This window comes from Saccharothrix sp. ST-888 (assembly GCF_000955975.1).
Classification (GTDB): Bacteria; Actinomycetota; Actinomycetes; order Streptomycetales; family Streptomycetaceae; genus Kitasatospora.
Window position 1 is genome coordinate 1 of record NZ_JYJF01000104.1, and the last position, 26,652, is coordinate 26,652.

Below are 26,652 nucleotides of genomic sequence, written 5' to 3' on the forward strand. Positions count from 1 at the left end.
CGGGCCGCGGCCGCCGGCCAGCTTGAGGAAGCTGCGGTAGGCGGCGGGCAGCGGGTGGCCGAGCCGCTGCTCGGCCCGCTGGACCAGGTCCTCGGTGACGCTGAGCGGGTCGCCGCCGTCCAGGGCCAGCGGGAAGTGCGCGGGGCGGTGCTCCTGGAGCGGGCGGGTGCCCCGGCGGCTGTGGTCGGCGCGGGAGCAGGCCAGCCCGCCATGGTGCCGCAGCAGGGCCTTGACCTCGACCGGGACCAGCTCCATCCGCCGCCAGCCGGGTGCCGCCCGGCCGGGGACGTGGTGCCAGGTCCAGCCGGGCGGGGTGGCGACGGCGGTGTCCAGGTCGGCCCAGAGCTCGTGGCCCTGGGTGAAGAGCGCGGCATTGGCCGACACGTAGTCGGTGAGCCGCAGTTCGTCCACGCCGAGGCCCTCGGGCGGGTCGGCGACCTCGGCGGCGGCGACCGCGTACTGGCTGAAGTCCGGGTAGCCGTACTCGTCCACCCGCACCCCGGCCGGGTGGTTCGCGGACCGGACCGGGTCCGGGAAGTACACCACCTGGCCCGCGTACGCCGCGTTCGGCGCTGCGGCGACGCCGGGCCGACCTGTCGTCATCTGGTTGCCCCCACTGGCTGCTGCGACGGTTGTCCATGCCGATTGCTGGACTCCAGCCTAGGGGGTACGGGCCGGCGCCTCCTCAGGGCAACCGGGTATGCGGTTGGGGGCGCGGGGAACTGCGCGAATCGGAAGGCACCGACGCCGCACGTACCTGCGGACAGCAAGGTGCACCTCCCGATCAGTGCGCTCGGGGCGCAACGAGCCCAGCGGGCGCCACTGACCGCGGTCGCCTTCCGTCTCGCGCACTCGGTTGATCAAGCAGGAGCCCCGCGCCCCTAACCGCATATCCGGTCGCGTCGAGGGAGTCAGCTCCGGGTCAGGGCCTTGGCCAGCGCCTCGGCGACCCGCATCTGCTGGTCCTCGGTGATCTGCGGGAAGAGCGGCAGGGTGAGGATCTCCCCGGCGGCGCGCTCGGTGACCGGGAAGCTGCCCTCGGCGTAGCCGAGTCCGCGGAAGGCCGGCTGGAGGTGGACCGGAACGGGGTAGTGGATCCCGGCGCCGATCCCGTTCGCCTGGAGCTCCGCGAGCACCTCGTCCCGTCCGCGCTCCACCCGGACCGCGTACAGGTGCCAGACGTGCTCGTTCCCGGGCAGGGTGCGCGGCAGGGAGATCCCGTCGAGCCCCCCGAGCAGCTCGTCGTAGCGGGCGGCGGCGGCCCGGCGGGCCTCGTTCCAGCCGGGCAGGCGGCGCAGCTTGGCCCGCAGCACCACGGCCTGGAGGGTGTCCAGACGGGAGTTGAAGCCGAAGGTCTCGTGCACGTACTTGCGGCCCGAGCCGTGGTCGCCGATCAGCCGTACGGCGGCGGCGAGTTCCTCGTCGTCGGTGACGACGGCACCCGCGTCGCCGTACGCGCCGAGGTTCTTGCCCGGGTAGAAGCTGGTGGCGGAGATCCGGCCCCAGGAACCGGAGACCCGGCCGTGCTGGCGGGCGCCCTGGGACTGGGCGCCGTCCTCGATCACGGGGCGGCCGTCGGCGAGGTCCAGCAGCGGCTGCATGGGCGCGAGTTGGCCGTTCAGGTGGACCGGGATCAGCGCGGCGGAGCCGGGCAGCGCCTCGGCGGCCTGGGCCGGGTCGATCAGCAGGTGCTCGGGGTCGACGTCGACCAGGACCGGCCGCAGGCCCGCGCGGACCACGGCCTCGGCGGTGGCCACGAAGGTGTTGGCGGGCAGCACCACGCCCGCGCCGGGCGCCAGCCGCAGCGCGCGGAGCGCCAGTTCCAGGGCGTCGGTGCCGTTGGCGGTGCCGACCGCGTGCCGGACCCCGGAGAACTCGGCGTACTCGGCCTCGAAGGCGGCGACGTCCGGGCCCTTGATGTAGGCGCCGGTGGCGAGCACCCGGTCGAAGCCCTCGCGCACCTCCTCCGCCACCTCGGCGTGCGCGGCTTGCAGGTCGACGAGCGGAATGGCGGTCATACCGGGCCCCCTCGGGCAGCTCTGGGATTACGACGTTCGGTCAGCAGTGCACGTGGAAAACCGAGCACGCCCGCAGGGGCGCGGCCCGGCAGATCACTCGCCCACAGCGGAGCGCACCGCGGCGGCCACCCGGCCCTGCTGCTCCTCGGTCAGCGCGTGGAAGAGCGGCAGGATCAGCGAACGCCGGGTGAGCAGCTCGGTCGCGGGCAGCGGCACGCGTTCGGTGCCCTTGTAGGGGGCCTCCAGGTGGGAGGCCATGATGCCCCGGCGGGCCGAGACCCCGGCGGCGGCGAGCCGGTCGAGCACCTCGACGCGGCCGGGTGCGCCGTCGGGCAGCAGCAGCCAGCAGCTCTGGTAGTTGCCGGCGCCGTGCTCCGGGTCGGCCACCAGCCGCATCCCGAGCGGGCCGAGCAGCCGGCGGTAGCGGTCGGCGAGTTCACGGCGGCGGCGGACGAGTTCGGGCAGCTTGCGCAGCTGGACCAGGCCGATCGCGGCCTGGATGTCCGTCATCCGGTAGTTGAAGCCGATCTCGTCGTAGGTCTCCAGCACGGCCGCTCCGCCCCCGGCGTGCCGGTCGGCGGCCGAGACGCTCATCCCGTGCTCGCGCAGGCGCCGCAGCCGGGCGGCGAGTTCGCCGTCCTGGCAGGTGACCATGCCGCCCTCGCCGGTGGTGAGCAGCTTGCGCGGGTGGAAGGAGTACGCGGCGATCTCGGCCGTGCGGCCGGCCGGGCGGCCGCGCAGCAGCGCTCCTGCGGCGCAGGCGGCGTCCTCGATCACGGTGATGCCGCGGGGGCGGACCAGTGCCTCGACGGCGTCCAGGTCGACCGGCACGCCGCCCTGGTCCACCGCGACGACGGCCTTCGTACGGTCGGTGAGCAGCGGGGCGACGGTCTCGGCGGTGAGGTTGCCGCTGGCCGGGTCGACGTCCGCGAAGACCGGCGTGGCGCCGACGTAGGTGACGGCGTTGGCAGTGGCGATGAAGGAGAGCGAGGGCACCACGACCTCGTCCCCGGGGCCGACGCCCGCGCCGACGAGCGCCAGGTGCAGGGCGGTGGTGCAGGAGGAGACCGCGACGGCGTGCGGGACGCCGAGGTGTTCGGCGAAGGCCCGCTCGAACGCGGCGACCCGGGGGCCCTGGGCCACCCAGCCGGAGCGGACGGCCTCGGCGGCGGCCTGGGCCTCCTCCTCGCCGAGCCAGGGCACCATGACGGGGATCGTGGGCAGGACAGGGACGGTGGACACAGAGGTACTCCGAACTGGTCGTCAGGTACGGGGAGTTACTGCTCGCGCCACCAGGCGACCAGCTTGCGCAGGCCCTCGTCCAGGCCGAGCTCCGGCTTCCAGGCGAGGTCGCGCTGGGCGGCCGAGATGTCGGCGAGCCGCCGGACCACACCGCCGGCCGTGCCCCGGGCCGGGCCGTGCTCGACGTCCAGGTCGGAGCGGTCCATCGCGGCCAGCAGGGCGTCGGCGAGGCCGCGCAGCGAGACCTCGGTGGCGCTGGCGATGTTGTAGACCCGGTCGGTGACGGGGGCGGCGGCGGCCAGCAGGTTGGCGCGGGCGATGTCCTCGGTGTAGACGAAGTCCATGGTCTGGGCGCCGTCGCCGAAGATGAGCGGCGGCTGTCCGGCGGCGATCCGCTCCATCCAGCGGATGAACACCTCGGTGTACTTGCCGTGCACGTCCATCCGGGGCCCGTACACGTTGAAGTAGCGCAGTGCGACGTAGTCCAGGCCGTGCATGGCGTGGAAGCTGCGCAGCAGGCCCTCGTTGAAGACCTTGGCGGCGCCGTAGAGGGTGTCGTTGTGGTACGGGTGCTGGGTCTCGGGGGTCGGGAAGGTGTCGGCGAGGCCGTAGACCGAGGCGGTGGAGGAGGCGATCACCTTGCCGACGCCCTTCTCGGCGGCGGCCTCGACCACGTCGAAGGTGCCGTCCACCATGATCTCCAGGGCGAGCCGGGGCTCGCTGGCGCACTGGGTGATCCGGATCGCGGCGAGGTGGAAGAGCAGGTCGGTGCCGGGGTCGAGCAGGTCGCGCAGCAGCGTACGGTCGCGGATGTCGCCGTCCACCACCCGCAGCTGCCCGGGGGCCGCGATCGACTCGGCGTGCGCGAGGTTGGCCATCCGGCCCCGGACGAAGTTGTCCAGCACGACGACCTCGCGGGCGCCGGCCGCTATCAGCTGGTCCACCACGGTGGAGCCGATGGTGCCCGCTCCCCCGGTGACCAGGCAGCGGGAGCCCTCAATGGCGACAGCGTTCATCGGGCGGCGGCCCTCTCCTGAGTGGTGGTCACATGGTCGGCGTCCACCGGCACGGTGGCGCCCTTGAGTTCGAGGCTGCGGGCGGCGGCGTGCAGCAGGCGCAGCACCCGCAGCCCGGCCCGGCCGTCGGTGAGCGGGGCCCGGCCCGTCGTGACGGCGTCGGCGAACTCGGCCATCACGGTACGCAGCGCCTCCTGTTCGGACAGCGCGGGCGCGACCATGTCGCCGACCCGGTAGGAGATCTGCGCCTGGTGGCGGATCGCCTCGGTCAGCTGCTCGGGCGGGGTGAGGTCGACACCGCGGTCGTGCACGGCGAGCCGGGCCTGCGGGTTGAGGTCGTCCCAGACCAGGGTGCGCCGGGAGCCGCCGATCAGGGTGGTCCGCACCTTGGTCGGGGAGAGCCAGTTGACGTGGCAGTGGGCGAGGGCGCCGTTGCTGAGCCGCACCGTCAGGTACGCCACGCAGGCGCGCCCGGCCCCGATCGGATCGGCGGCCTGGGCGCTGACCCCCACCGGGACGACGCCCGGTGGCAGGACGAAGTCGAGGATGGACAGATCGTGCGGTGCCAGGTCCCACAGGACGTCCACGTCGGGCTGGACCAGGCCGAGGTTGATCCGGACCGAGTCGAAGAACTGGAGGTCGCCGAGCTCGCCCCCGTGCACCAGCTCGCGGATCCGACGGACCACCGGGGTGTAGCAGAAGGTGTGGTCGCACATCAGCACCAGGCCGCTGCGCTCGGCCAGCTCGACCAGTTCGGCGGCCTCGTCGGCGGTGGTGGTGATCGGCTTCTCGACCAGGACGTGCTTCCCGGCCTCCAACGCGGCCCGTACCAGCCGGTAGTGCGTGGCGGCGGGGGTGGCGACGGCGACGGCCTGCACCCGCTCGTCGGCCAGCACCTCGTCGAAGGAGGTGGTCACCCCGACCGTGCTGTACCGCCCGAGCACCCGGCGCGCACGTTCCTCGTCCAGGTCGCAGAGCCAGTGCAGGCGCAGCGCCGCGGTCTGCTGGGCGTTGCGGACCAGGTTCGGCCCCCAGTACCCGGCGCCGACCACGGCCAGGCCGATCCGCTGCGGCGCCGCCGCTTTCTCGTTCGGCGCTGTCGTGACAGCCGCTCCCGCGGCCGGCGCGTCGGGCTCCGGGTGCGCCCCCTGCTGCGGGTGTGCTCCGTCCACCTGCCGCGTCCGACCGGATTCGCCCGCAGGCGCGTACGTCATCGCAAGACCCCCCTTGCCCGGCGCCGGGACTCCTCCGCCCGGCAGCCCCCACTGCCCCAGTACGGAACCGGCCCGACCTGCTCTCCCCCCGGCCGAAGACCGGGAGTGTGCCCCCACCGCAGTTCGTACGGCCCTGCCCCGCAGCCCGAACGCTACCGGCCACCGCCACCGGCCGGGGTCCGAATCCGGAAACCGGCGACGGCACTTACGGGCCGGTCTTACGGGCCGTCGGAACAGCTCCGCGGCAGCGGTCGTTCCACCCCGAGTCGGCGATTGTCGTGGACGTTTGGCAGTCTTGGATCCCTACCCTGAGGTGTCACCCACCGTCAGCAGACCTCCGGCAGCCCGAGACTGCCGGCCAGTGGAGAGCGAGGAGCAGCCGTGCAGCACCCGGAACAGCCAGGCGCGGCCCCGGTGTTGCGCCACCACCGGGACAGCCTGCTGCCCGCCGTGGCCGCCGCGCTCTCGCTCAGAACCGGCGAGGTGCACACCCTGGCCGGGGACAAGCCGGACGCCCGGCCCCAGCTGCACCCCCTGGTCGGCGACTTCCTCGCCACCCTGCCGATGGAGCACCGGGAGCGCTTCCTCGGCCGCTGCCCGGAGGCGGTGCTGCTCTCCCGGTACCTGGCCAAGGTGGACGCGGGGCGCTCCAAGCGCGCCGCCCGCAAGCCGCTCACCCTGCAGGACGCCCGCAAGGCGCTCAAGGGGGCCCGGCTGACCACCGTCCGGATCCGCGAGGAGGGCGACCCGGCGCACGGTACGCACGCGCCGCCGTGCCGCTCCTGCGCCCCGCTGCTCGAGCACCTGACCGTCGCGAGCGTCGCCGTCGGACCGACCGACCGGTGACCCGTCCGTCCGAGCGCCGAGCCCTGCCCGTCATGTCACCGTGGGCCCCGCCCGCCACCGTCCCTGTCCCCAGCCACCGGAGCACGTCCTGAACGCGTCCGCCGTCCGCACCCAGCCCCGCTTCCCCGCCGATGTCGCGGCCGCACTCAAGCAGGCCGGCTGGCACCCGGGCCGCTGGGAGATCCGCCAGGCCGAGGAGTGGGCGGACCGACTGGCCGGCCACGGCGGCCCGGCCGAACCCCGGCACGCCGTCTTCCCCGCAGCCGTCGAGGCCTGGGCCGAGTTCGGCGGACTGCACCTCGACCAGTCCGGGGCCGGGCGGCTGATGGCCCGCACGCCGTTCCTGATCGACCCGCTCTGCGGGCTGCACCAGCCGCGCACCCTGGCCGACCTCGGCCGGGCGCTGGGCCGGCAGGTCGCACCGCTGGGCGAGGAGCAGTACGGGCTGGCGCTGCTGGCCATCGACGAGGACGGCCGCGTCTACAGCCTGGACCACACCGGCGAGTGGTTCCTCGGGCCGACCATCGACCACGCGGTCACCGCCCTGGTCCTCGGCCTCCTCCCGGAACGCCTCCTCCCGGAACGCCCCGCCGCCCAGCGCTGACCGACTCCCCAGGGGGGCGCGCGGCCCCCGCCACGGGAGTGCAGCGCGGCCCCCGCGCCCCGCGGTGCCCCACTCCGCCCCCGGGAGTCGGCTCAGGCCAGGCGTTCGGCGGGGACCGCGAGCCGGGACGGCAGCACCGCCTCCACCCGGAAGCCCCCGTCCTCCTCGGGCCCGGCCGAGAAACTGCCGCCGAGCGCGAGCACCCGCTCGCGCATCCCGACCAGCCCGTTGCCGCCGCTGGGCAGCGCCACCCGGCTCCCGCCGCCGTCCGCACGGTCGTTGACCACCGCCACCCGGACCCCGTTCGGCACGTACGCCAGCACCACCGCGACCTGCGCCCCGGCGGCGTGCTTGTGCGCGTTGGTCAGCCCCTCCTGCACCACCCGGTACGCGGTCTGCTCCGCCTGGGTGCTGAACGGCCTGCGGGTACCGCTGACCGTCAGCGTCACCGCCATGCCGGCCGCCTCGGACTGCTCGACCAGCTGCGGCAGGTCCTCCAGACCGTCCTGGATCTCCACCACCGCCTCGGACATCCGCAGCACCCCGAGGATCTCGCGCAGCTCGTTCAGGGCCTGGCGCCCGACCTCGCCCATCAGCCTGGCGCTCTGCTGCGCCTTGTCCGGATCCTTGGCGACGATACGTTCCAGCGCCGAGGCGTGCACCACCATCAGGCTGACCCGGTGCGCCACCACGTCGTGCATCTCGCGGGCGATCCGGGTGCGCTCCTCCAGCCGTGCCCGGCGGGCGCGCTCCCTGGCCTGCTCGGCCAGCAGGTCCAGCTCGGTCTCCAGGCCCTGCGCGCGGTCCTTGAGCGACTCCACCAGGCGGCGGCGCGCGCCCATGTACAGCCCGGTGACCACCGGAAGCACGGTCAGGCCGACCGCCACCAGCACCGCCAGCAGGACGAACACCCAGGTCGGCGGGATCTGCTCGGGTGCGGGGCTCGGATCGGGCACCGGGGTGAAGATGGCGAACAGCACCATCCCGAAGGTCTCCACCAGCGCCACCGCGGAGAGCCCCAGCACCCGCCCCCGCCGTGAGGGCCACTCCCAGGTCCCCGCCAGCGTGTACAGCGAGACCACCAGCAGCACGACCCCGAACAGACCGGGGACGAAGACCAGCGCCATCAGCACCGGCACGGCCGGCCAGCGCCGCCGTACCACCAGGCTGGCCCCGGCCAGTGCCCCCAGCACCGCCGCGACCGCCCCCAGCTGGGCACTCTGGCCCAGCCGGTCGTGCACCGTCCCGTACGCCCCGAAGGCGCACTCCAGCCCGGCCAGCGCGGCCAGACCGATGTCCAGCAGCGCGCTACGGCGCCGACGCCACCACCACAGTGAGTGGACCGGCCCGCCCCCCTCAGCCGACTTGCTCATGGGGGACAGCCTACGGTGGCCCCTCCGACGGCAGCCACGCACTTCCCGCGCGGGCGACGGCCCGGCCCGCGAGGTTCCGCTGTCCGCCATCCGGTTATGTCGCGGGCGCGGCACCCGGTGCCACCTATGCTGGTCGCGTCGGACAGCGCGGTCCGCACACGTCGCCTCGACTCCGGTGACGAGAGCCGTTGCCGAACCCCACCACATCAGGGAGCCAGCCGTGACCGCTCCGGTCCCCACCTCGGCGGACAACTCCACCCAGCCCGCCGACCCGGTCGCCGACAACGCGGCCCTGCGCGCGGACATCCGCCGCCTCGGCGACCTGCTCGGCGAGACCCTGGTCCGCCAGGAGGGCCCCGAACTGCTGGGCCTGGTCGAGCAGGTGCGCCTGCTGAGCCGCACCGACGGCGAGGCCACCGCCGAACTGCTCTCCGGCATCGACCTGGAGACCGCCGCGAAGCTGGTGCGGGCCTTCTCCACCTACTTCCACCTGGCGAACGTCACCGAACAGGTGCACCGGGGCCAGGAGTTCGCCGCCCGCCGCGCCCGCGAGGGCTCCCCGCTGGCGCAGACCGCCGACCAGCTCTCCGACGCCGACCCCAAGCACCTCGCCGACACCCTGGCCAACCTGGCGGTCCGTCCGGTCTTCACCGCCCACCCGACCGAGGCCGCCCGCCGCAGCGTGCTCAACAAGCTGCGCCGGATCGGCGAGTTGCTGGAGCGCATCCACCGCGAGCACGCCGCCTCGGGCCTGGCCACCGCGGACCCGGCCCGCCACACCTCCGCGCGCCGCAGCGCCGACCGCCGGCTGGCCGAGGTCATCGACCTGCTCTGGCAGACCGACGAGCTGCGGATCGCCCGCCCCGAGCCCGCCGACGAGGCCCGCAACGCCGTCTACTACCTGGACGAGCTCTACCGCGACGCCGTCCCCGAGGTGCTGGAGGAGCTGCACGAGGAGCTGGCCCGGGTGGGCCTGAACCTCCCCGAGGGCGTCCGTCCGCTGACCTTCGGCACCTGGATCGGCGGCGACCGCGACGGCAACCCGAACGTCACCCCGGCCGTCACCTGGGACGTGCTCAACCTCCAGCACGAGTACGGCATCAAGGACGCCCTGGCCACCATCGACGACCTGCGCGCCTCGCTCTCCACCTCGGTCCGCCTGGCCGGCGCCTCCGACGAACTGCTCGCCTCGCTGGACGCCGACCTCAGACTGCTGCCCGAACTCAGCCCGCGCTACAAGCGGATGAACGCCGAGGAGCCGTACCGCCTCAAGGCCACCTGCGTCCGCCTCAAGCTGGAGAACACCCGCGAGCGCCTGGCCGCCGGCACCCCGCACGTCAACGGCCGCGACTACCTCGGCACCCGCGAGCTGACCGCCGACCTGAAGCTCATCCAGGACTCGCTGCGCGCCCACCGCGGCGAGCTGATCGCCGACGGCCGCCTGGCCCGCGCGATCCGCACCATCGAGGCCTTCGGCCTCCAGCTCGCCACCATGGACGTGCGCGAGCACGCCGAGGCCCACCACCACGCCCTCGGCCAGCTCTTCGACCGGCTCGGCGAGGAAGCCTGGCGCTACAACGACATGCCCCGCGAGTACCGGCAGAAGCTGCTCGCCAAGGAGCTGCGCTCGCGCCGCCCGCTGGCTCCGACCCCGGCCCCGCTGGACGCCGCCGGGACCAAGACCCTGGGCGTCTTCAACACCATCCGCGAGGGCTTCGAGCGGTTCGGCGACGAGATCGTCGAGAGCTACATCATCTCGATGTGCCAGGGCGCGGACGACGTCTTCGCGGCGACCGTACTGGCGCGCGAGGCGGGTCTGATCGACCTGCACTCCGGGATCGCCAAGATCGGCATCGTGCCGCTCCTGGAGACCACCGACGAACTCCAGCAGGCCGACCGGATCCTGGAGGAGATGCTCTCCGACCCCTCCTACCGGCTGCTGGTCTCGCTGCGCGGCGATGTCCAGGAGGTCATGCTCGGCTACTCCGACTCCTCCAAGTTCGGCGGCATCACCACCTCCCAGTGGGAGATCCACCGCGCCCAGCGCCGGCTGCGCGACGTCGCCCACCGGTACGGCATCCGGCTGCGGCTGTTCCACGGCCGCGGCGGCACCGTCGGCCGCGGCGGCGGCCCCTCGCACGAGGCCATCCTGGCCCAGCCCTGGGGCACCCTGGAGGGCGAGATCAAGGTCACCGAGCAGGGCGAGGTCATCTCCGACAAGTACCTGCTGCCCTCGCTCGCCCGGGAGAACCTGGAGCTGACCCTGTCGGCCACCCTGGCCGCGTCCGCGCTGCACACCTCCCCGCGCCAGGCCCCCGAGGAACTCGCCCGCTGGGACGCCGCGATGGACCAGGTCTCCGAGGCCGCCCACACCGCGTACCGCGCCCTGGTCGAGCAGGACGACCTGCCCAAGTACTTCTTCGCGGCCACCCCGGTCGACCAGCTCGCCTCGCTGCACCTGGGCTCCCGTCCGTCCCGCCGCCCCGACTCCGGCGCCGGCCTGGACGGACTGCGCGCCATCCCGTGGGTCTTCGGCTGGACCCAGTCCCGGCAGATCGTCCCCGGCTGGTACGGCGTCGGCTCGGGCCTGGCCGCCGCCCGCGAGGCCGGACTCGGCGATGTGCTCGGCGAGATGTACGGGCAGTGGCACTTCTTCCGCAACTTCCTGTCCAACGTCGCGATGACGCTGGCCAAGACCGATCTGCGGATCGCCCGCCACTACGTCGAGCAGCTCGTCCCGGCCGAACTGCACCACGTCTTCGACCAGATCGTGGCCGAGCACGAACTGACCCTGCGTGAGGTGCTCCGCCTCACCGGCGAGAGTGAACTCCTGGAGCACAACGAGGTGCTGAAGCAGACCTTCACCGTCCGCGACGCCTACCTCGACCCGATCTCCTACCTGCAGGTCGCCCTGCTGCGCCGCCAGCGCGAGGAGGTCGCCACCGGCCGGCCGGAGGACCCGCTGCGGGCCCGCGCCCTGCTGCTGACCGTCAACGGCATCGCCGCCGGCCTGCGCAACACCGGCTGACGGAACCGAAGGGGCGCGGGGAGCCGCGCGGGCGCCACTTGCGAAGGTGGCCACCCGCGCGGCTCCCCGCGCCCCGACCGGTCGACCGGCGAACCCTTCTGACGCGGCGTCAGTGGATGGTGATCTGACCCGCGCGCTTGCGCTTCACCCAGAGCGTCGCGCCGCCCGCGACCATCACCAGACCCCCGCCGACCGCGTACAGCCCGGCCGAGCCGCCCACCTTCCCGGAGGACGGCGGCGTCAGCTGCGCGGCCGCCGGCTCGGGCGTGTCCGTGCCGCCCGAGGAGTCGGCGGCCTGCGCCGCCGGTGCACCCAGTGCGGTGAGACCGAGGAGCATCACCACTCCGCCGACCGCACGCCCCACCCGGACGCGTTGTGACCGAACCACGGTCCTTACCCCCAGAATCCTGCGCTCAATCCTGCGCGTACTAGGGCACGACCGTATCCGATCGGACATGACGTTCCCATACCGATCAGGCCCCCTCGCCGCAAGCGTTGCACGACCGTTGTGCAAGGAGGCGCGCCAGGTTGACATCACGTCAGGAGCTGAACGCCGCTTCAGGAGTTGTAGCTGCCCTGCGCTCGTTCGAGCCCCTCGGAGAGCAGCGCCTCGACCGCGTCGGCGGAGCGGTCCACGAACCAGTCGAGCTCCTTGCGCTCGGCGGACGAGAAGTCCTTGAGCACGAAGTCCGCGACCTCCATCCGGCCCGGCGGGCGGCCGATGCCGCAGCGCACCCGGTGGTAGCCGGGGCCGAGCGACTTGGTGATGGACTTCAGGCCGTTGTGGCCGTTGTCGCCGCCGCCCAGCTTGAGCCGCAGGGTGGCGTAGTCGATGTCCAGCTCGTCGTGGACCGCCACGACGGCCGAGGCGGGTGCCTTGTAGAAGTCGCGCAGCGCGGTGGTCGGCCCACCGGAGAGGTTCATGAAGGTCATCGGCTTGGCCAGGACCACCCGCTGCCCGCACAGGCGGCCCTCGGCGACCTGGGCCCGGCTCTTGTGGGCCTTGAACCTGGCCCCGATCCGCTCGGCCAGCAGATCGACCACCATGAAGCCGATGTTGTGCCGGTTCCGGGCGAAGCCCTCGCCCGGGTTGCCGAGACCGACGATCAGCCAGGGACCCTCGTACGCTTCGTCACTCATGAACCGCTCCTCACTCGATTCCCCCATCATCCCGGACATGCCGCTGCCCCGGCCGCTCCTGGGGAGCGGCCGGGGCAGCGGTCGGACCAGCCTTCAGGCTCAGGCCTCGACGGTCTCGCCCTCGGCGGACTCCTCGGCGGCCTCGGGGGCCTGGGCACCGATGATCTGCAGCACGACGGCGTCGGCGTCGACGGCCAGCGTGACGCCCTGCGGCAGGGTGATGTCCTTGGCGTGGACGGAGGCACCGGCCTCCAGGCCCTCGACCGAGACGGTGACCGACTCGGGCAGGTGGGTGGCCTCGGCCTCGATCGACAGGGTGTTCAGCACGTGCTCGACCAGGTTGCCACCGGGGGCCAGCTCGCCCTCGACGTTGACCGGGATCTCGACGGTGACCTTCTCGCCACGCTTGACCAGCAGCAGGTCGACGTGCTCGATGGTGCGCTTGATGGCCTCACGCTGGACGGCCTTCGGCAGCACGTACTCGTCCTTGCCCTCGATCGGCACGACCAGCAGGGCGTTCGGGGTCTTCAGGGCCATCATCAGGTCGTGGCTGGGCAGGTTCAGGTGAACCGGGGTGTGGCCGTGGCCGTAGACGACACCGGGAACGAAGCCGGCGCGACGAGCGCGACGGGCGGCACCCTTGCCGAACTCGGTACGGGCTTCGGCGGCAAGGCGGATCTCGGACACGACTGCACTCCTCGTGAGAACTGGCGCGGGGTGCGGGCGACAGACGAAAAACCGCCGGGGCACACCCTCAAGTACGTTGGGGGGCCACTCGGCGGCGGACGGATCTGCAATCGGCCAAACCACGGCCGAGGCAGCGCGTCGATCACGGATCAGGCACCCGTACGGGCACACGACATCCCTCGCCGAGCAGTCTCAAGAGTCTAACCGCACCCCCCATCGAGCACGAAATCGGCCCCGGCACCTCGCGGTACCGGGGCCGTTCGTACGAACAACTACCTGGGTCAGTGCACGCCCTCGAACAGGCTGGTGACCGAGCCCTCCTCGAAGACCTCGCGGATCGCGGCGGCGATCGACGGGGCGATGGAGAGCGTGGTCACCTTGTCGAGCTGGAGCTCGGCCGGGGTCGGCAGGGTGTTGGTGAAGACGAACTCGCTGACCCGCGAGTTCTTCAGGCGGTCGGCGGCCGGGCCGGACAGCACACCGTGGGTGGCGGCCACGATGACGTCGGCGGCACCGTTGTCGAACAGCGCGTCGGCGGCGGCGCAGATGGTGCCGGCGGTGTCGATCATGTCGTCGACCAGGACGCAGACCCGGCCCCGGACGTCACCGACCACCTCGGCCGACAGGATGGTGTTGGCCTGCGTCATGTCGCGGCGCTTGTGGATGATCGCCAGCGGGGCGTCCAGGCGGTCGCACCACTGGTCGGCCACCTTCACCCGGCCGGCGTCCGGCGAGACGACGGTCAGCTTGTCGTTGGCCACCTTGTCGCCGATGTAGTCGGCCAGCAGCGGCAGCGCGAACAGGTGGTCCACCGGGCCGTCGAAGAAGCCCTGGATCTGCGCGGTGTGCAGGTCCACCGCCATCAGGCGGTCGGCACCGGCCTGGCGCAGCAGGTCGGCGATCAGCCGGGCCGAGATCGGCTCGCGGCCCAGGTGCTTCTTGTCCTGACGGGCGTAGCCGTAGAACGGGAGGATCGCGGTGATGCTCTTGGCGGAGGCCCGCTTCAGAGCATCGATCATGATCAGCTGCTCCATGATCCACTGGTTGATGGGAGCCGTGTGGCTCTGCATCACAAAGCAGTCCGCACCACGGGCGGAGTCCAGGAAGCGGACGTAGATCTCGCCGTTGGCGAAGTCCAAGGCCTTGGTCGGGACGAGTTCGGTGCCCAGGGCCTCGGCAACCTCCTTCGCCAGCTCCGGGTGGGCACGGCCGGAGAAGAGCTTGAGCTTCTTCTCACCCGACGTCGTGATCCCGCTCACTGCACCGTCTCCTCGCGTTGCTGCCGCACATGAACCCGCCGCGCCGCGCCAGGCCGGGGCCTGGCCGGTGGTCAACGGGGGACTGGGAGTACGCCCAGGAACGGGCAGTCAGCCCAGTGGCGCACGTATGTACACCAGGTTACGCGCCCCGGCCGGAAGCGTCCGCCACGGGACCACTCCTCAAGATCCCCCGTAGGCCGTTCAGTCCTCGACCGTCCCGGCGGTCCCGTCCGTGGCGGCCGCGGCCGCGCGCGCCGAGTCGGTGCCGGGGCGCTTGCGCTCCACCCAGCCCGCGATGTTGCGCTGCTGCGCCCGGGAGACGCCCAGCGCACCGGCCGGGACGTCGTTGGTGATCACCGATCCGGCCGCCGTGTAGGCGCCGTCCCCGACCGTCACCGGGGCGATGAACATGTTGTCCGAACCCGTGCGGCAGTAGGAGCCGATCGTGGTGCGGTGCTTGTTCACGCCGTCGTAGTTGACGGTGACGGAGGCCGCGCCGACGTTGCTGCCCCGGCCGATCGTGGTGTCGCCGATGTACGAGAGGTGCGGGACCTTGGAGCCCTCGCCGACCTCGGAGTTCTTGATCTCCACATAGGTGCCGGCCTTGGCCTTGCGGGCCAGCCTGGTCCCCGGGCGCAGGTACGCGTACGGGCCGACCGAGGCCGCCTCGCCGATCTCGGCACCGAGTGTGGTGGCGTTGCTCACATGCGCGTCGGGGCCGACCAGGGTGTCGGTCAGGGTGCAGTTCGGACCGACCTCGCTGCCCTCGCCCAGGTGGGTGGTGCCGTGCAGCTGGGTGTTGGGCAGCACCACCGCGTCCGGCTCGAACGTCACCTGGACGTCGATCCAGGTGGACGCCGGGTCCACCACGGTGACGCCGGCCCGCATCGCGCGCTCGACCAGCCGGGCGTTCAGGATCCGCCGGGCGTCGGCCAGCTGGACCCGGTCGTTGATGCCGAGGATGTCGCGGAAGTCGCCCGCGACGACCGCGCCGACCCGGTGGCCCAGGGTGCGCAGGATCTGCAGGGTGTCGGTGAGGTACTCCTCACCCTGCGAGTTGTCGGTGTTCAGGCGGCCGAGCGCCTCGGCCAGCAGCTTGGCGTCGAAGGCGAAGACACCCGAGTTGATCTCGTCGATCGCCCGCTGGTCCTCGGTCGCGTCCTTCTCCTCGACGATCGCGGCCACCGAGCCGTCGCCCTCGCTGCGCAGGATCCGGCCGTAGCCGAAGGAGTCGGGGACGACCGCGGTGAGGACCGTCACGCCGTTGCCCTGCTCGGCGTGCGCCTCCACCAGTGCGGCCAGCGTCGCACCGGTCAGCAGCGGGGCGTCGCCGGTGGTGACCACCACGGTGCCGTCCAGCTCCACGCCGTCGGCGGCCAGCGAGTCCAGCGCGGTGCGCACCGCGTGACCGGTGCCGTTCTGCTCCACCTGGACGGCGGTGCGCACGCCCTCGTACCGCTCCGCCAGGTGCTGCTGGACCAGCTCGCGCATGTGTCCGACCACCACGACCAGGTGCTCGGGCGTCAACTCCTCGGCGGCGGCGACCGCGTGACCGACCAGCGTGCGCCCGCAGATCTCGTGCAGCACCTTGGGCAGGCGCTTCGACTTCATCCGAGTGCCGCCACCGGCGGCGAGCACGATAACGGCGGCAGGGTTGTTGGCGCTCACGCGGGAGGCTCCTCGGTCGGTTCGTGGGGGAGGGTTCTTGGTAGGGAGCCCGAGCCTCGGATCCGCACATCCATGCCCGGGCAGCACCGAGAATAATGCGGTCACGGCCGACGGAACGTCGACCCCCGGCCCGCTCTGCGCTCGGCCGGGGGCTGCACAGCGTGCTCCCGGAGGAGGATTCGAACCCCCATAAGCTGGACCAAAACCAGCTGTCCTGCCCTTAGACGATCCGGGACGGACGGTACCTCGCCGTCCACCGCGGGACAGCGCGGTCCACAGCCTACGGGGTTCGGGCCCGGGCATCCACCACCATTCGCAAAGAGCCCGGCACTCCCCGTGCCCACTCCGGCCCCGGCTCGCGCCGCGACACGTCGCCGATCGCCGGACCGCGCTACCTACGATGCCGTAGGTTACGGTCACGTAGGTTTTGCTGCTCCCACAAGGACCGCACCCATGACCATGCAGGCCAGCGAGGCACCCCCGGAACCGACCGAGGCCGCCGCCACCCGGCTCTCGGCCACCAGAGGCGGCGAGCGGCAGGGACCCGCCGAGCGGATCGCGCTCGCGCTCTTCATCGGAGTACCGTTCCTGGCCCTGGTCGCGGCCGCGCCGGTCGCCTGGGGCCACGGGCTCGGCTGGCGGGACCTGGCGATCACCACGGTGATGTACTTCCTCACCTGCCACGGCGTCACCGTCGGCTACCACCGCTACTTCACCCACAGCTCCTTCAAGGCCAACCGCCCGCTCCGGATCGCCCTGGCCGTCGCCGGGAGCCTGGCCGTCGAGGGCCCGCTGGTCCGCTGGGTGGCCGACCACCGCCGCCACCACCGCTTCAGCGACAAGGAGGGCGACCCGCACTCGCCCTGGCGCTTCGGCGAGACCGTCCCGGCCCTGCTCAAGGGCCTGTGGTGGGCGCACACCGGCTGGCTGTTCGACCAGGAGCAGACCCCGCAGCTCAAGTACGCGCCCGACCTGGTCCGCGACCCGGTCATGCGGCGGATCTCCCGGCTGTTCTGGCTCTGGACCACCGTCTCCGTGCTGCTTCCCCCGCTGGTCGGCGGGCTGCTCTCGCTGTCCTGGCAGGGCGCGCTGACCGCCTTCTTCTGGGGCTCGCTGGTCCGGATCGCCCTGCTGCACCACGTCACCTGGTCGATCAACTCCATCTGCCACGCGATCGGCGCCCGCCCGTTCAGGTCCCGCGACCGCTCCGGGAACGTCTGGTGGCTGGCCGTGCTCTCCTGCGGCGAGTCGTGGCACAACCTGCACCACGCCGACCCCACCTCCGCCCGGCACGGCGTGCTGCGCGGCCAGATCGACTCCTCGGCCCGGCTGATCCGCTGGTTCGAGCAGGCCGGTTGGGCCCGTGACGTGCGCTGGCCCGCCCCGGAGCGGATCGCCGCCCGCCGTGCCGCGTGAGCGGGCGCGGCGGAAGGGGCCGACGAATCGAGCTGGGGCATGAGCCGCTCCCTGCAGCATGATGTAGGGGTGAACGGGAGCAACGGAGACAGCGCAGGCGGCCACCACCGGACCTCAGGAGCGGGGGCCGCCCGCCCCGAGGCCACCCGTACGCGCTCCGCTGCACCCGCCCGCACGGCGAAGGGCCGGGTCCGGATGACCGGCAAGCAGCGCCGCGAGCAGTTGCTGGACATCGGCCGTTCGGTCTTCGCGGAACGCGGCTACGACGGCACCTCGGTCGAGGAGATCGCCGAACGGGCCGGAGTCTCCAAGCCCGTGGTCTACGAGCACTTCGGGGGCAAGGAAGGGCTGTACGCGGTCGTGGTCGACCGCGAGATGCAGCTGCTGCTCGACATGGTCACCGGGGCACTCACCGGGGGGCACTCGCGCGAGCTGCTGGAACAGGCCGCCTTCGCCCTGATGGACTACATCGACACCTCCACCGACGGCTTCAAGATCCTGGTCCGGGACTCCCCGGTGGCCCAGTCCACCGGCACCTTCGCCTCGCTGATCAGCGACATCGCCACCCAGGTCGAGGACATCCTGGGCCTGGAGTTCAAGGCCCGCGGCTTCGACCCTCGGCTGGCCCCGATGTACTCCCAGATGCTGGTCGGCATGGTCGCGCTGACCGGCCAGTGGTGGCTGGAGGTCCGCAAGCCGGGGAAGGCCGAGGTCGCCGCCCACCTGGTCAACCTCGCCTGGCACGGCCTGGAGGGCCTGGAACGCCACCCCAAGCTGGTCGGCGACCGCAAGCAGTAGGGCACCCGGCGGACCGGGTACGGCGGGTGTCATCGGCGCCGGTTCGAGGCTTCCCGATGTCGGGAATGTTCATCTTGATGTCAAGAGGCTTCATATCGACACACCCACCGATACACTGATCCACATGGAGGACGAGGTCGACCGCCTGGTCGCAGCATGGCGCCGTGAACGGCCCGACCTCGACGTCGGGCCGCTGGAGGTGCTCAGCCGGGTCAGCCGGCTCGCGCGGCACCTCGACCGCGCCCGCCGCACCGCCTTCGCCGAGCACGGTCTCGAACCGTGGGAGTTCGACGTCCTGACCGCGCTCCGCCGAGCCGGCGCCCCGTACCAGCTCTCCCCCGGCCAGCTGCTCACCCAGACCCTGGTGACCTCCGGCACGATGACCAACCGGATCGACCGGCTGACCGGAAAGGGCCTGGTCAAGCGCCTGCCCGACCCGGACGACCGACGCGGCGTCCTGGTCCGGCTCACCGACGACGGCCGCGACCGCGCCGACCAGGCGCTCGCCGGGCTCCTCGCCCACGAGCGCGCCCTGCTCGCCGAACTCAGCAGCGGCCAGCAGCACGACCTCGCCACTCTGCTGCGGCAACTGGTCGCCCCCTTCGACAGTGCGGGGTAGCCTCCGGCAAGGTCCGGGGCAACCCCTCAGGGGCAAGGGGTGACCCGTCAGGGGCGCGGGGAACTCCGCGAGTCGGAAGGCACCGACGCCGCACTGTCCCCCGGACGGGAAGCTGCACCGCCCCATCCCGAGGTCACGAGGTGCACCTGGCCCTCCTGGCCCGGCTGAAGGCAGTCACCTCCCGTTTCGCGCAGTTCCCCGCGCCCCTGAATGAGTTGCCCCTTGCCCCTGAGGTCGCGGCGGGTCTAGAGGTTGGCGGCGGGGAGGGGCGGTTCGGAGGGGCTGACGCCTGCTCGGCGGGCGACCGCCACGGCGGCGAGGGTGGAGTGGACGCCCAGTTTGCCCAGGACGTTCTGCATGTGGGTGCGGACGGTGTGCGGCGAGAGGTAGAGCCGCTCCGCCACCGCCTGGCGGCCGAGCCCGGCCACCATGCACCGGAGCACCTCCTCCTCCCTGGGCGTCAGCGTCTCCACCAGCCGCTCGCTCTCCGTCCGGTCGCGCCGCGCGGAGGTCAACTCCCTTACCACCCCGGTCAGCAGAGCCGGCGGCAGATGGGTCTCGTCCCGCAGGACGCCCCGGATCACCGCCATCAGCCGAGGCAGCGAACTGTCTTTGGCGACCCAGCCGCAGGCCCCGGACTGCAGCGCGCGCACCGCCCGGCTCGGATCGTCCTCGGTGGCGAGCACGATCGCCCGGAGCGCGGGGTGGGTGCGGCAGGCACGGGCGAGCAGGGCCAGCCCGTCACCGGCCAGGGTGGCCGGTCCGTGGCCGCCGCCCGAGGGGAGCGGGACGCGGTGCGGTGTGCTCGGCGGCAGCCCGGGCGGGCGTCGGCTGGCCGCGACGGCGGGCAGCCGTCTGGCGCCCGGCGGCGGCTCGGGCTCGGTGAGCGGACGCGGCCGGCGCGGCGGTGGGCCGACCGGTGCCAGGTCGGCGTCGATCAGGACGACGTCGAAGGCCCGGCCCTCGGCGGCGGCACGCTCCAGGGCGCGCTCGGCCGCGACCGTGCTGCCGGCCGCGCCGACCTCGACGTCCGGTTCGGCGGCGAGCGTGGCCGCCAGCGCTTCGGCGAAGATGCGGTGGTCGTCGACCACCAGGACCCGGATCCGCCCCATCGTCGTACCCCCCTGCTCAGGCGCCCGACCCCCACCGGTACCGCACTCAGCGTACGGCGTGGGGAGCGGCTCGGCGGAAGTTTGGTGAAGTTTCGGCCCTGCCCTTGCCCGACGTCCGAATGTACTGAACCAGAGCCGGTTCCGGGGCCGCTGACCAAGTGTCAGGTCACCCCGCGACGGCCCGAGACCCGGGCTCACCCGAGCCGGCGGGCCCCGGGGACGGCGTGGCGGCGAAGGTGCGGGGGCGGGCTAACCCCGCGCCGGCGAAGGCGGTAAGTCGTCCCGGGGGGAGGCGTGTCCGGCGGTGAGCACCGGGCCGAGACCGGCCAGGCCGCCCCCTCCAGCGGGGTGGCGGCCTGCCCGACCCGGGCGTTCTCGGTGACCACGCGCCTGACCTGCGGCCGGAGTTCGGTGGGCAGCCGGTCCGGGGCGGGCCCCAGCCCGGCGTACGGAAGGTCGCGCAGGGCGCGCAGTTCTGCATACGCGCTGGCACCGAGGTCGTGCTCGACCCGCCCGGGCGCCGCCCGGACCCCGGTCGGGGCGGCGGCGTAGACGGAGTGGCAGCCGGTCGCAGCGGGGCGGCCGGTCACGGTGTCGAGGTCGGTCACGATTCCCCTCGTCCACCGGCTGCGGTCATGCGCCCGCGCCCTCCTGCGCCAGTGCGAAGGACCAGGCGTCGGCGACGATGTCGTCCAGCTGCGGGCGGCTGGGGCGCCAGCCCAGCAGCCGGTGCGCCCGCTCCGCGGAGGCGACCAGTACGGCGGGGTCGCCGGGGCGGCGGTCGGCGGTGACGACCGGGATCTCGCGGCCGGTCACCCGGCGGACCGACTCGATCACCTCGCGGACCGAGAAGCCGCTGCCGTTGCCGAGGTTGCAGATCAGGTGCTCGCCCGGTGCGGCGGCTTCGAGGGCCAGCAGGTGGGCCTCGGCGAGGTCGGCGACGTGGATGTAGTCGCGGATGCAGGTGCCGTCGGGGGTCGGGTAGTCGTCGCCGTAGACGGCGATGTGCGGGCGCCGGCCGAGGGCGGCCTGGAAGACCAGCGGGATCAGGTGCGACTCGGGCTCGTGCCGCTCGCCGTAGGAGCCGTACGCCCCGGCCACGTTGAAGTAGCGCAGGCTGACGGCGGCCAGGCCGTGTGCGGCGCACTCGCTGGCGATCAGGTGGTCCACGGCGAGCTTGGTGGCGCCGTAGGTGTTGGTCGGGGAGGTGCGGCTGGTCTCGGCGATCGGGACGGCCTCGGGTTCGCCGTAGACGGCGGCGGTGGAGGAGAAGACCAGCTTGCGGACGCCCGCCTTGCGCATCGCGCTGACCAGTTCGAGCGAACCGGCCACGTTGTTGCGCCAGTACTTCTCCGGGTCCGCGACCGACTCGCCGACCTGCGAGGAGGCGGCGAAGTGCAGCACCGCGTCGTACGAACCGTCCAGCACCTCGGCGGCGTCCTGGATCCGGCCCCGGACGAACTCGGCGCCGGACGGCACGCCGCCCAGGAACCCGGTGGAGAGGTCGTCGAGCACGGTGACCTGGTGGCCTGCCTCCAGCAGGTGGCAGGCGACCACGCTGCCGACATACCCTGCCCCACCCGTCACCAGGTACTTGCTCACGATGCGACCTCCCGCAGGCGCTGTGCCGCCGCCTCGGGCGACACGTCGTTGATGAACGTGTCCATGCCGGATTCGACCCCGGCCAGGAACTTGAGTTTGCCCACCGTACGCCGGATCGTGAACAGCTCCAGGTGAAGCGCCAGTTCGCCACCCCCAAGGGTGGGTGCCTGGTGCCAGGCCGCGATGTACGGCGTCGGTGCAACCGGGGCAGTCTGGCCCCCCTGGATGAAGAGCCGGTCAAAACGACGCAGCAATTCGAGGTAAAGCTGGGGAAACTCTGAGCGTTCGGGCCCGGTCAGGCGGGTCAGATCGGCGACCCTGCGGTTGGGGTAGAGGTGGCACTCGTACGGCCAGCGGGCGGCGTACGGGACGAAGGCCGTCCAGTGCTCGCCCGCGAGGACCACCCGTACGGGGTCGGCGAGTTCGGCGGCCAGCAGGTCCTCGAAGAGGTTACGGCCGGTGCGGGCACGGTGGGCGGCGGCCCGTCCGGCCATCTTGGCGGTGCGCGCGGTGGTGAACGGGAAGGCGTAGATCTGGCCGTGCGGGTGGGCCAGGGTGACGCCGATCTCGGCACCCCGGTTCTCGAAGCAGAAGACCTGCCGGACGCCGGGGAGGGCGGCGAGTTCGGCGGTGCGGTCGATCCAGGCGTCCAGGACCAGGCCGGCCTTGGCCTCGCCGAGGTCGGCGAATGAGAGGTCGTGGTCGGCGGTGAAGCAGACCACCTCGCAGCGGCCGGTGCCGGGCGACGAGACGTGCAGCGGGCCGGCGCCGCCACCGGCGGTCCCGGCGCCGAGAGCCAGCGCGGGGAACCGGTTCTCGAACACCACGACGTCGTAGTCGGCGGCGGGGATCTCGCCCAGCCGGCCGTCCCGGGACGGGCAGAGCGGGCACTCGTCGGCCGGGGGGTGGTGGATGCGGCCCTGGCGGTGGGCGGCGATGGTGACCCGGTCACCGGTGGCGGGGTCGAGGCGGACCTCGGAGTGCGCGGTGGTGCTCTCCAGCGGGCGCAGGTCGGTGGAGTCCCGGGGGGCGGCGTCGTCCGCGTCGAAGTAGATGAGCTCGCGGCCGTCCGCGAGCTTGGCCGTGGTCTTCCTCACGCCCTCACCCTCCTGTCGCAGGATGGGAACACATTCCAACAGAATCCACCATGAGTCAACATGCGTGCAGCCACCCAGGGGAGCGCGGAACCGGGCGCGCGGCGCGCCCGCGGGGCTGCGCCCCGCCGGGGCTCAGGCCCGGGGAGCCCGGTCGAGGAGGCCGGTGCGGGCGGCGACGGCGGTGGCTTCGAGGCGGGTGCGGGCGCCGAGCTTCATCAGGACCCGCTGGACGTGGGTGCGGGCGGTGCTGGGGGCGATGCCCATCCCGGCGGCGATGGCGGCGGTGTCCTCGCCCTCGGCGATCCGCAGCAGCACCTGGACCTCACGGCGGGTCAGCAGCCGCAGCAGCCGCAGCGCGTCGTCGTCCGGTTCCGCCGTCGGCCGGAGCAGCCGCTCGAAGGCCCCCTGCAGGACGTCCACGGCCACCGCCGCCTCGCCCGCCCTGACCCGGGTGATGGCCCGCTCGACGACCTCGATCCGCTCGTCGCTGCGGACGTACCCGGCGGCTCCGGCGGCGAACGCGGTGGCGACCCGGCCCGGTTCACCGACCGGCCCGAGGACCACCACGGAGATCTCGGGGCGCTCCCGGCGCAGCCGTCGCACCGGCTCGAAGGCGTCCGGCTCGCCCGGCCCCGCCACGCCGAGCAGGCAGACCTCGGGACGGCGCCCGACGATCAGTTCACCGACCGTCCGGGACGGCGAGCCGATCGCGAGCACGCGGTGCCCGCGCAGTTGCAGGGCCGTCGCCAGCGCCTCCGCCAGCAGCCGGTGGTCGTCGACCACTACGAGCCGAACGCCCATGGCGCCCTCCCAGTCCCCGTCCGGCCCGCCCGCGGAACCGCCCGCACGGCCGACCGCCAATGACGCACCATCACAGCGCATACCCCGTCGGGACCGCTAGGCCGCCTGCCTGCCGCGGGCAACGCGGGCATCGTGGAACGACGAAGGCCCCCGCCTTGCGGCGGGGGCCTTCGTTCTCTGCTGAGCCCCCATGCGGAATCGAACCGCAGACCTTCTCCTTACCATGGAGACGCTCTACCGACTGAGCTATAGGGGCCTGTCCCGCGGGCTCTTGCATCCCGCTCGAACGAGGAAGACATTACCCGGTCATCGGCCGGAAAGTGAAATCGGCCGTGGCCCGCACGGCCCGGCGGGGGCCTCAGCAGCCGGACGAGGGGCAGCGGGTGCGGTCGAACTCCGCGCGGGCCTCCAGCACGGATCCGCTGTGGTCCTCCACCCACTCGGCGACCGGCGCCACCCGCTCGGCGAGCGAGTGCCCCAGCGGCAGCAGGCCGTAGATCACCCTCGGCGGCGTCTCGGGCTGGACGGTGCGGCGCACCAGCCCGTTCCGTTCGAGCTCGCGCAGGGTTTGGGTGAGCATCTTGCGGCTCACCCCGACCACCGACCGCTGCAGTTCGGAGAACCGCTGTTCGCCCAACTTGTGCAGGCTGAGCAGGAGAAGCAGCGACCACTTGTCCGCGAGTTCGGCGAAGACGTTCCGGCTCGGACAGAAGGCGGCGAAGACGTCGTGCTCGGGATGCTGCTGCTCAGGGGCCATGCGGTCCAGGGTACGCCGTCGGCCTCCAAATCAGACTTGGTAACCAACAGAGACCTGGTCTATGTTGGAGACCGTCAGCTCGGGGGACGGCACCACGTCCCTCCGGCCCTCCCGCCCCGACGCCACAGGAGTCACCCCGCCATGACCACCATCGCCATCGCCTACCACTCCGGCTACGGCCACACCGCCGTGCTCGCCGAGGCCGTTGCCCGCGGTGCCGCCGCCGGTGGGGCCGAGGTCGTCCGGATAGCCGTGGACACCATCACCGACGAGCAGTGGGCCCAGCTGGACGCCGCCGACGCGATCGTCTTCGGCTCGCCGACCTACATGGGCACCGCCTCGGGCGCCTTCCACACCTTCGCCGAGGCCACCTCCAAGCGCTGGTTCACCCTGGCCTGGAAGGACAAGCTGGCGGCCGGCTTCACCAACTCCGCCTCCAAGAGCGGCGACAAGCTGCACACCCTGCAGTTCTTCACCGTCCTCGCCGCCCAGCACGGAATGCAGTGGATCGGCCTCGACCTGCACCCGGGCTGGAACAGCACCACCGCCTCCGAGGACGACATCAACCGTCTCGGCTTCTTCCTCGGCGCCGCCGCCCAGAGCAACAACGACCAGGGCCCGGAGGGCGTTCACAAGGCCGACATCGCCACCGCCGAGCACCTGGGCGAGCGCGTCGCCAAGCAGGCTGCCGTCCAGGTCGCCGGCCGCGCCGCGCTGGGTCTCTGACAGCACGTCGGCAGCCCCGGCCCCGCGCGGCCCGCGCGGGGCCGGCCGTCAGCCCGGCAGCAGGCGGCGGCTGGGCGCGCGCAGATCGCCGCCGCGCGTCTCCACCAGCGCGTACAGGCAGAGCAGTGACGCCAGCCCGATCCCGGCCAGGTACCAGCCGACCGGCTCCGCCGTGCCGTACACCCCGGTGAGCCGGGTCGCCACCAGGGGCGCCGTCGCCCCGCCGACCACCCCGCCGATGTTGTACGCGAGCGAGACCCCGGTGTACCGCACCCGGGTCGGGAAGAGCTCCGGCAGGTACGCCGCCACCGGCCCGAACAGGCAGCCGAGCACCACCATCGCGCCGACCACACCCAGCGCCAGCAGCGGCGTGCGCGCCGTCTCCAGCAGCGGGAAGAGCAGCAGCGACCAGCCGACCGCCAGCACGGTGGCCAGTAGCAGCATCCGGCGCCGGCCCCAGCGGTCACTGCGCCCGGCGCAGTACCAGGCCGCCCCGCCCTTGAGCACCGAACCCGCCAGCAGCAGGGTCAGCATCAGGCCCCGGTCGATGCCCAACTGCTCGGTGGCGTAGGCCAGCGAGTAGGTGGTGGCCAGGTAGAACAGCGCGTACCCGACCATGATCGAGCCGCCCGCGAGCAGCACCGTGCGGCCGTGTTCGCGCAGCACCTCGACAGCCGGCGCCTTGGCGCGCTCGGCCTCCTGGGCGAAGACCGGCGTCTCGGTGATCCGCAGCCGGACGAACAGGCCGACCGCGACCAGCCCGATCGACGCGAGGAACGGCACCCGCCAGCCCCAGCTCTCGAACGCCTGGTCGCTCAGCCCCTCCGAGAGCAGCAGGAACACCCCGGTGGCGGCGAAGAAGCCCAGGCAGGGCCCGAGTTGCAGGTACGCGCCGTACCGTCCGCGCCGCTCGGGCGGGGCGTTCTCGGCGAGCAGCAGGGCCGCCCCGCCCCACTCCCCGCCCAGACCCACGCCCTGGCACGCCCGCAGCAGCACCAGCACCGCCGGCGCCCAGATCCCCCACGTCCCGTACCCGGGCAGCACGCCGACGGCCACCGTAGAGACACCCATCAGCAGCAGCGAGGCCACCAGCGTCGCCTTGCGGCCCAGCCGGTCGCCGAAGTGGCCGAACAGCAGCGCCCCCAGCGGACGCCCGACGAAGGCCACCGAGTACACCGAGAAGGACGCCATCAGCCCAGCGGTGGGCCCGAGTCCGGGGAAGAAGACCTTTCCGAAGACCAGCGCGACGGCCGTGCCGTAGATGAAGAAGTCGTAGTACTCGATCGTGGTACCGATCAGGGCGGAGACCGCGACCGGGCGCAGGTTCGCGGTCGCGGTCGGCACCCGCTCGGACGGTGCGTCAGGAGTGCTCTCTGGTACAGGAGTCATGCGACCCACAGTGGCAACCCGCTGATCTGCGACAACAGCACGCACATGGGTGATTCGGGAGCGCGCGGACCGCCGCCCGCCGGGGTGGTGCGCCGCCTGCCCACCCGCCCGGCGCGGGCTGCCGTGGGAGCTACCGGATGTTCAGAGCAGGCCGTCCCAGTGCTGCTCGACCACCACCGCCCACCAGTTCTCCGGATCACCGAACACCGTCCCGTCCAGCGCGGCGAGTTCCCGCTGGAG

The 26,652-nt window shown here is 72.7% G+C and carries 25 protein-coding genes and 2 tRNA genes; 7 read left to right on the top strand and 20 right to left on the bottom strand.

The genetic code is table 11. The annotated features are described in order from the left end of the window. The 5 genes from UK12_RS26215 to UK12_RS26235 form a co-directional block, all read right to left on the bottom strand. Positions 1–603: HNH endonuclease (locus tag UK12_RS26215; protein ID WP_045305627.1), on the bottom strand; the 603-nt coding region annotated here is incomplete at its 3' end. 308 nt (positions 604–911) lie between these two features. After that, on the bottom strand, positions 912–2,018 hold the full coding sequence (locus UK12_RS26220; RefSeq protein WP_045305628.1) for a DegT/DnrJ/EryC1/StrS family aminotransferase: 1,107 nt from the start codon (positions 2,016–2,018) through the stop codon (positions 912–914). Between the two features lie 93 nt (positions 2,019–2,111). Beyond that, positions 2,112–3,260: a DegT/DnrJ/EryC1/StrS family aminotransferase gene (locus UK12_RS26225; protein ID WP_231591393.1), complete on the bottom strand. Its 1,149-nt coding sequence runs from the start codon at positions 3,258–3,260 to the stop codon at positions 2,112–2,114. A 35-nt stretch (positions 3,261–3,295) separates the two neighbouring features. After that, on the bottom strand, positions 3,296–4,276 hold the full coding sequence (locus UK12_RS26230) for an NAD-dependent epimerase/dehydratase family protein (RefSeq protein WP_045305629.1): 981 nt from the start codon (positions 4,274–4,276) through the stop codon (positions 3,296–3,298). Next, positions 4,273–5,490, bottom strand: coding sequence for a Gfo/Idh/MocA family protein (locus UK12_RS26235; protein ID WP_082119961.1), 1,218 nt, complete (start codon positions 5,488–5,490; stop codon positions 4,273–4,275). The genes UK12_RS26230 and UK12_RS26235 overlap by 4 nt, the downstream gene beginning before the upstream one ends. Before the next feature lie 381 nt (positions 5,491–5,871). Here UK12_RS26235 and UK12_RS26240 point away from each other — a divergent pair, with 381 nt between their 5' ends. Continuing rightward, positions 5,872–6,336, top strand: coding sequence for a YwqJ-related putative deaminase (locus UK12_RS26240; RefSeq protein ID WP_231591394.1), 465 nt, complete (start codon positions 5,872–5,874; stop codon positions 6,334–6,336). Positions 6,337–6,376: 40 nt separating this feature from the next. Further along, complete coding sequence (locus tag UK12_RS26245) at positions 6,377–6,940, top strand: SUKH-3 domain-containing protein (RefSeq protein WP_197085186.1); 564 nt, start codon at positions 6,377–6,379, stop codon at positions 6,938–6,940. A 92-nt stretch (positions 6,941–7,032) separates the two neighbouring features. On the opposite strand, the gene UK12_RS26250 is transcribed toward UK12_RS26245, so the two are convergent. Further along, positions 7,033–8,313 carry a sensor histidine kinase gene (locus tag UK12_RS26250; protein ID WP_045305631.1) on the bottom strand — a complete coding sequence of 427 codons (1,281 nt, stop codon included), beginning with the start codon at positions 8,311–8,313 and terminating at the stop codon, positions 7,033–7,035. A 220-nt stretch (positions 8,314–8,533) separates the two neighbouring features. Between UK12_RS26250 and ppc the strand changes: the two genes are divergently transcribed. Next, positions 8,534–11,341 carry a phosphoenolpyruvate carboxylase gene (gene ppc, locus UK12_RS26255; RefSeq protein ID WP_231591395.1) on the top strand — a complete coding sequence of 936 codons (2,808 nt, stop codon included), beginning with the start codon at positions 8,534–8,536 and terminating at the stop codon, positions 11,339–11,341. Between the two features lie 109 nt (positions 11,342–11,450). Here ppc and UK12_RS26260 read toward each other — a convergent pair whose 3' ends face one another. The 6 genes from UK12_RS26260 to UK12_RS26285 form a co-directional block, all read right to left on the bottom strand. Continuing rightward, positions 11,451–11,678, bottom strand: coding sequence for a hypothetical protein (locus tag UK12_RS26260; protein WP_045305632.1), 228 nt, complete (start codon positions 11,676–11,678; stop codon positions 11,451–11,453). Positions 11,679–11,899: 221 nt separating this feature from the next. Continuing rightward, the gene (pth, locus tag UK12_RS26265) at positions 11,900–12,481 is read right to left on the bottom strand and encodes an aminoacyl-tRNA hydrolase (RefSeq protein ID WP_045305633.1); all 582 of its coding nucleotides are present in this window, start codon (positions 12,479–12,481) and stop codon (positions 11,900–11,902) included. Positions 12,482–12,580: 99 nt separating this feature from the next. Next, entirely contained in the window at positions 12,581–13,168 is a 588-nt protein-coding gene (locus tag UK12_RS26270; protein ID WP_045305634.1) for a 50S ribosomal protein L25/general stress protein Ctc, read from the bottom strand. Between the two features lie 281 nt (positions 13,169–13,449). Beyond that, positions 13,450–14,427, bottom strand: coding sequence for a ribose-phosphate diphosphokinase (locus UK12_RS26275; protein ID WP_045305635.1), 978 nt, complete (start codon positions 14,425–14,427; stop codon positions 13,450–13,452). A gap of 201 nt (positions 14,428–14,628) precedes the next feature. Continuing rightward, positions 14,629–16,095, bottom strand: coding sequence for a bifunctional UDP-N-acetylglucosamine diphosphorylase/glucosamine-1-phosphate N-acetyltransferase GlmU (glmU, locus tag UK12_RS26280; RefSeq protein WP_045305636.1), 1,467 nt, complete (start codon positions 16,093–16,095; stop codon positions 14,629–14,631). A 164-nt stretch (positions 16,096–16,259) separates the two neighbouring features. Then, positions 16,260–16,330, bottom strand: a tRNA-Gln gene (locus UK12_RS26285). Between the two features lie 224 nt (positions 16,331–16,554). Here UK12_RS26285 and UK12_RS26290 point away from each other — a divergent pair. The 3 genes from UK12_RS26290 (at position 16,555) to UK12_RS26300 (ending at position 18,928) form a co-directional block, all read left to right on the top strand. Then, a complete protein-coding gene (locus tag UK12_RS26290; RefSeq protein WP_045305650.1) occupies positions 16,555–17,511 on the top strand; it encodes an acyl-CoA desaturase in 957 nt (318 codons plus the stop codon). Positions 17,512–17,706: 195 nt separating this feature from the next. Continuing rightward, positions 17,707–18,309 carry a TetR/AcrR family transcriptional regulator gene (locus tag UK12_RS26295; protein WP_045305637.1) on the top strand — a complete coding sequence of 201 codons (603 nt, stop codon included), beginning with the start codon at positions 17,707–17,709 and terminating at the stop codon, positions 18,307–18,309. A 124-nt stretch (positions 18,310–18,433) separates the two neighbouring features. Continuing rightward, on the top strand, positions 18,434–18,928 hold the full coding sequence (locus UK12_RS26300; RefSeq protein ID WP_045305638.1) for a MarR family winged helix-turn-helix transcriptional regulator: 495 nt from the start codon (positions 18,434–18,436) through the stop codon (positions 18,926–18,928). Positions 18,929–19,173: 245 nt separating this feature from the next. On the opposite strand, the gene UK12_RS26305 is transcribed toward UK12_RS26300, so the two are convergent. From UK12_RS26305 to UK12_RS26335, 7 genes are all read right to left on the bottom strand, one after another. Continuing rightward, positions 19,174–20,040, bottom strand: coding sequence for a LuxR C-terminal-related transcriptional regulator (locus UK12_RS26305; RefSeq protein WP_045305639.1), 867 nt, complete (start codon positions 20,038–20,040; stop codon positions 19,174–19,176). A gap of 194 nt (positions 20,041–20,234) precedes the next feature. Then, complete coding sequence (locus tag UK12_RS26310) at positions 20,235–20,648, bottom strand: hypothetical protein (protein WP_045305640.1); 414 nt, start codon at positions 20,646–20,648, stop codon at positions 20,235–20,237. A 25-nt stretch (positions 20,649–20,673) separates the two neighbouring features. Continuing rightward, positions 20,674–21,642: a UDP-glucose 4-epimerase GalE gene (gene galE, locus UK12_RS26315; RefSeq protein WP_045305641.1), complete on the bottom strand. Its 969-nt coding sequence runs from the start codon at positions 21,640–21,642 to the stop codon at positions 20,674–20,676. Continuing rightward, positions 21,639–22,739, bottom strand: coding sequence for a galactose-1-phosphate uridylyltransferase (galT, locus tag UK12_RS26320; protein WP_045305642.1), 1,101 nt, complete (start codon positions 22,737–22,739; stop codon positions 21,639–21,641). Before galT ends, galE begins: the two co-directional genes overlap by 4 nt. Before the next feature lie 132 nt (positions 22,740–22,871). Continuing rightward, on the bottom strand, positions 22,872–23,540 hold the full coding sequence (locus UK12_RS26325) for a LuxR C-terminal-related transcriptional regulator (protein WP_045305651.1): 669 nt from the start codon (positions 23,538–23,540) through the stop codon (positions 22,872–22,874). 183 nt (positions 23,541–23,723) lie between these two features. After that, a tRNA-Thr gene (locus tag UK12_RS26330) sits at positions 23,724–23,796 on the bottom strand. 102 nt (positions 23,797–23,898) lie between these two features. Next, a complete protein-coding gene (locus tag UK12_RS26335) occupies positions 23,899–24,297 on the bottom strand; it encodes a winged helix-turn-helix transcriptional regulator (protein WP_045305643.1) in 399 nt (132 codons plus the stop codon). Positions 24,298–24,438: 141 nt separating this feature from the next. Between UK12_RS26335 and UK12_RS26340 the strand changes: the two genes are divergently transcribed. Beyond that, complete coding sequence (locus UK12_RS26340) at positions 24,439–25,023, top strand: flavodoxin family protein (protein ID WP_045305644.1); 585 nt, start codon at positions 24,439–24,441, stop codon at positions 25,021–25,023. A 48-nt stretch (positions 25,024–25,071) separates the two neighbouring features. On the opposite strand, the gene UK12_RS26345 is transcribed toward UK12_RS26340, so the two are convergent. Beyond that, positions 25,072–26,412 carry an MFS transporter gene (locus tag UK12_RS26345; RefSeq protein ID WP_082119964.1) on the bottom strand — a complete coding sequence of 447 codons (1,341 nt, stop codon included), beginning with the start codon at positions 26,410–26,412 and terminating at the stop codon, positions 25,072–25,074. Positions 26,413–26,652: the final 240 nt, after the last annotated feature.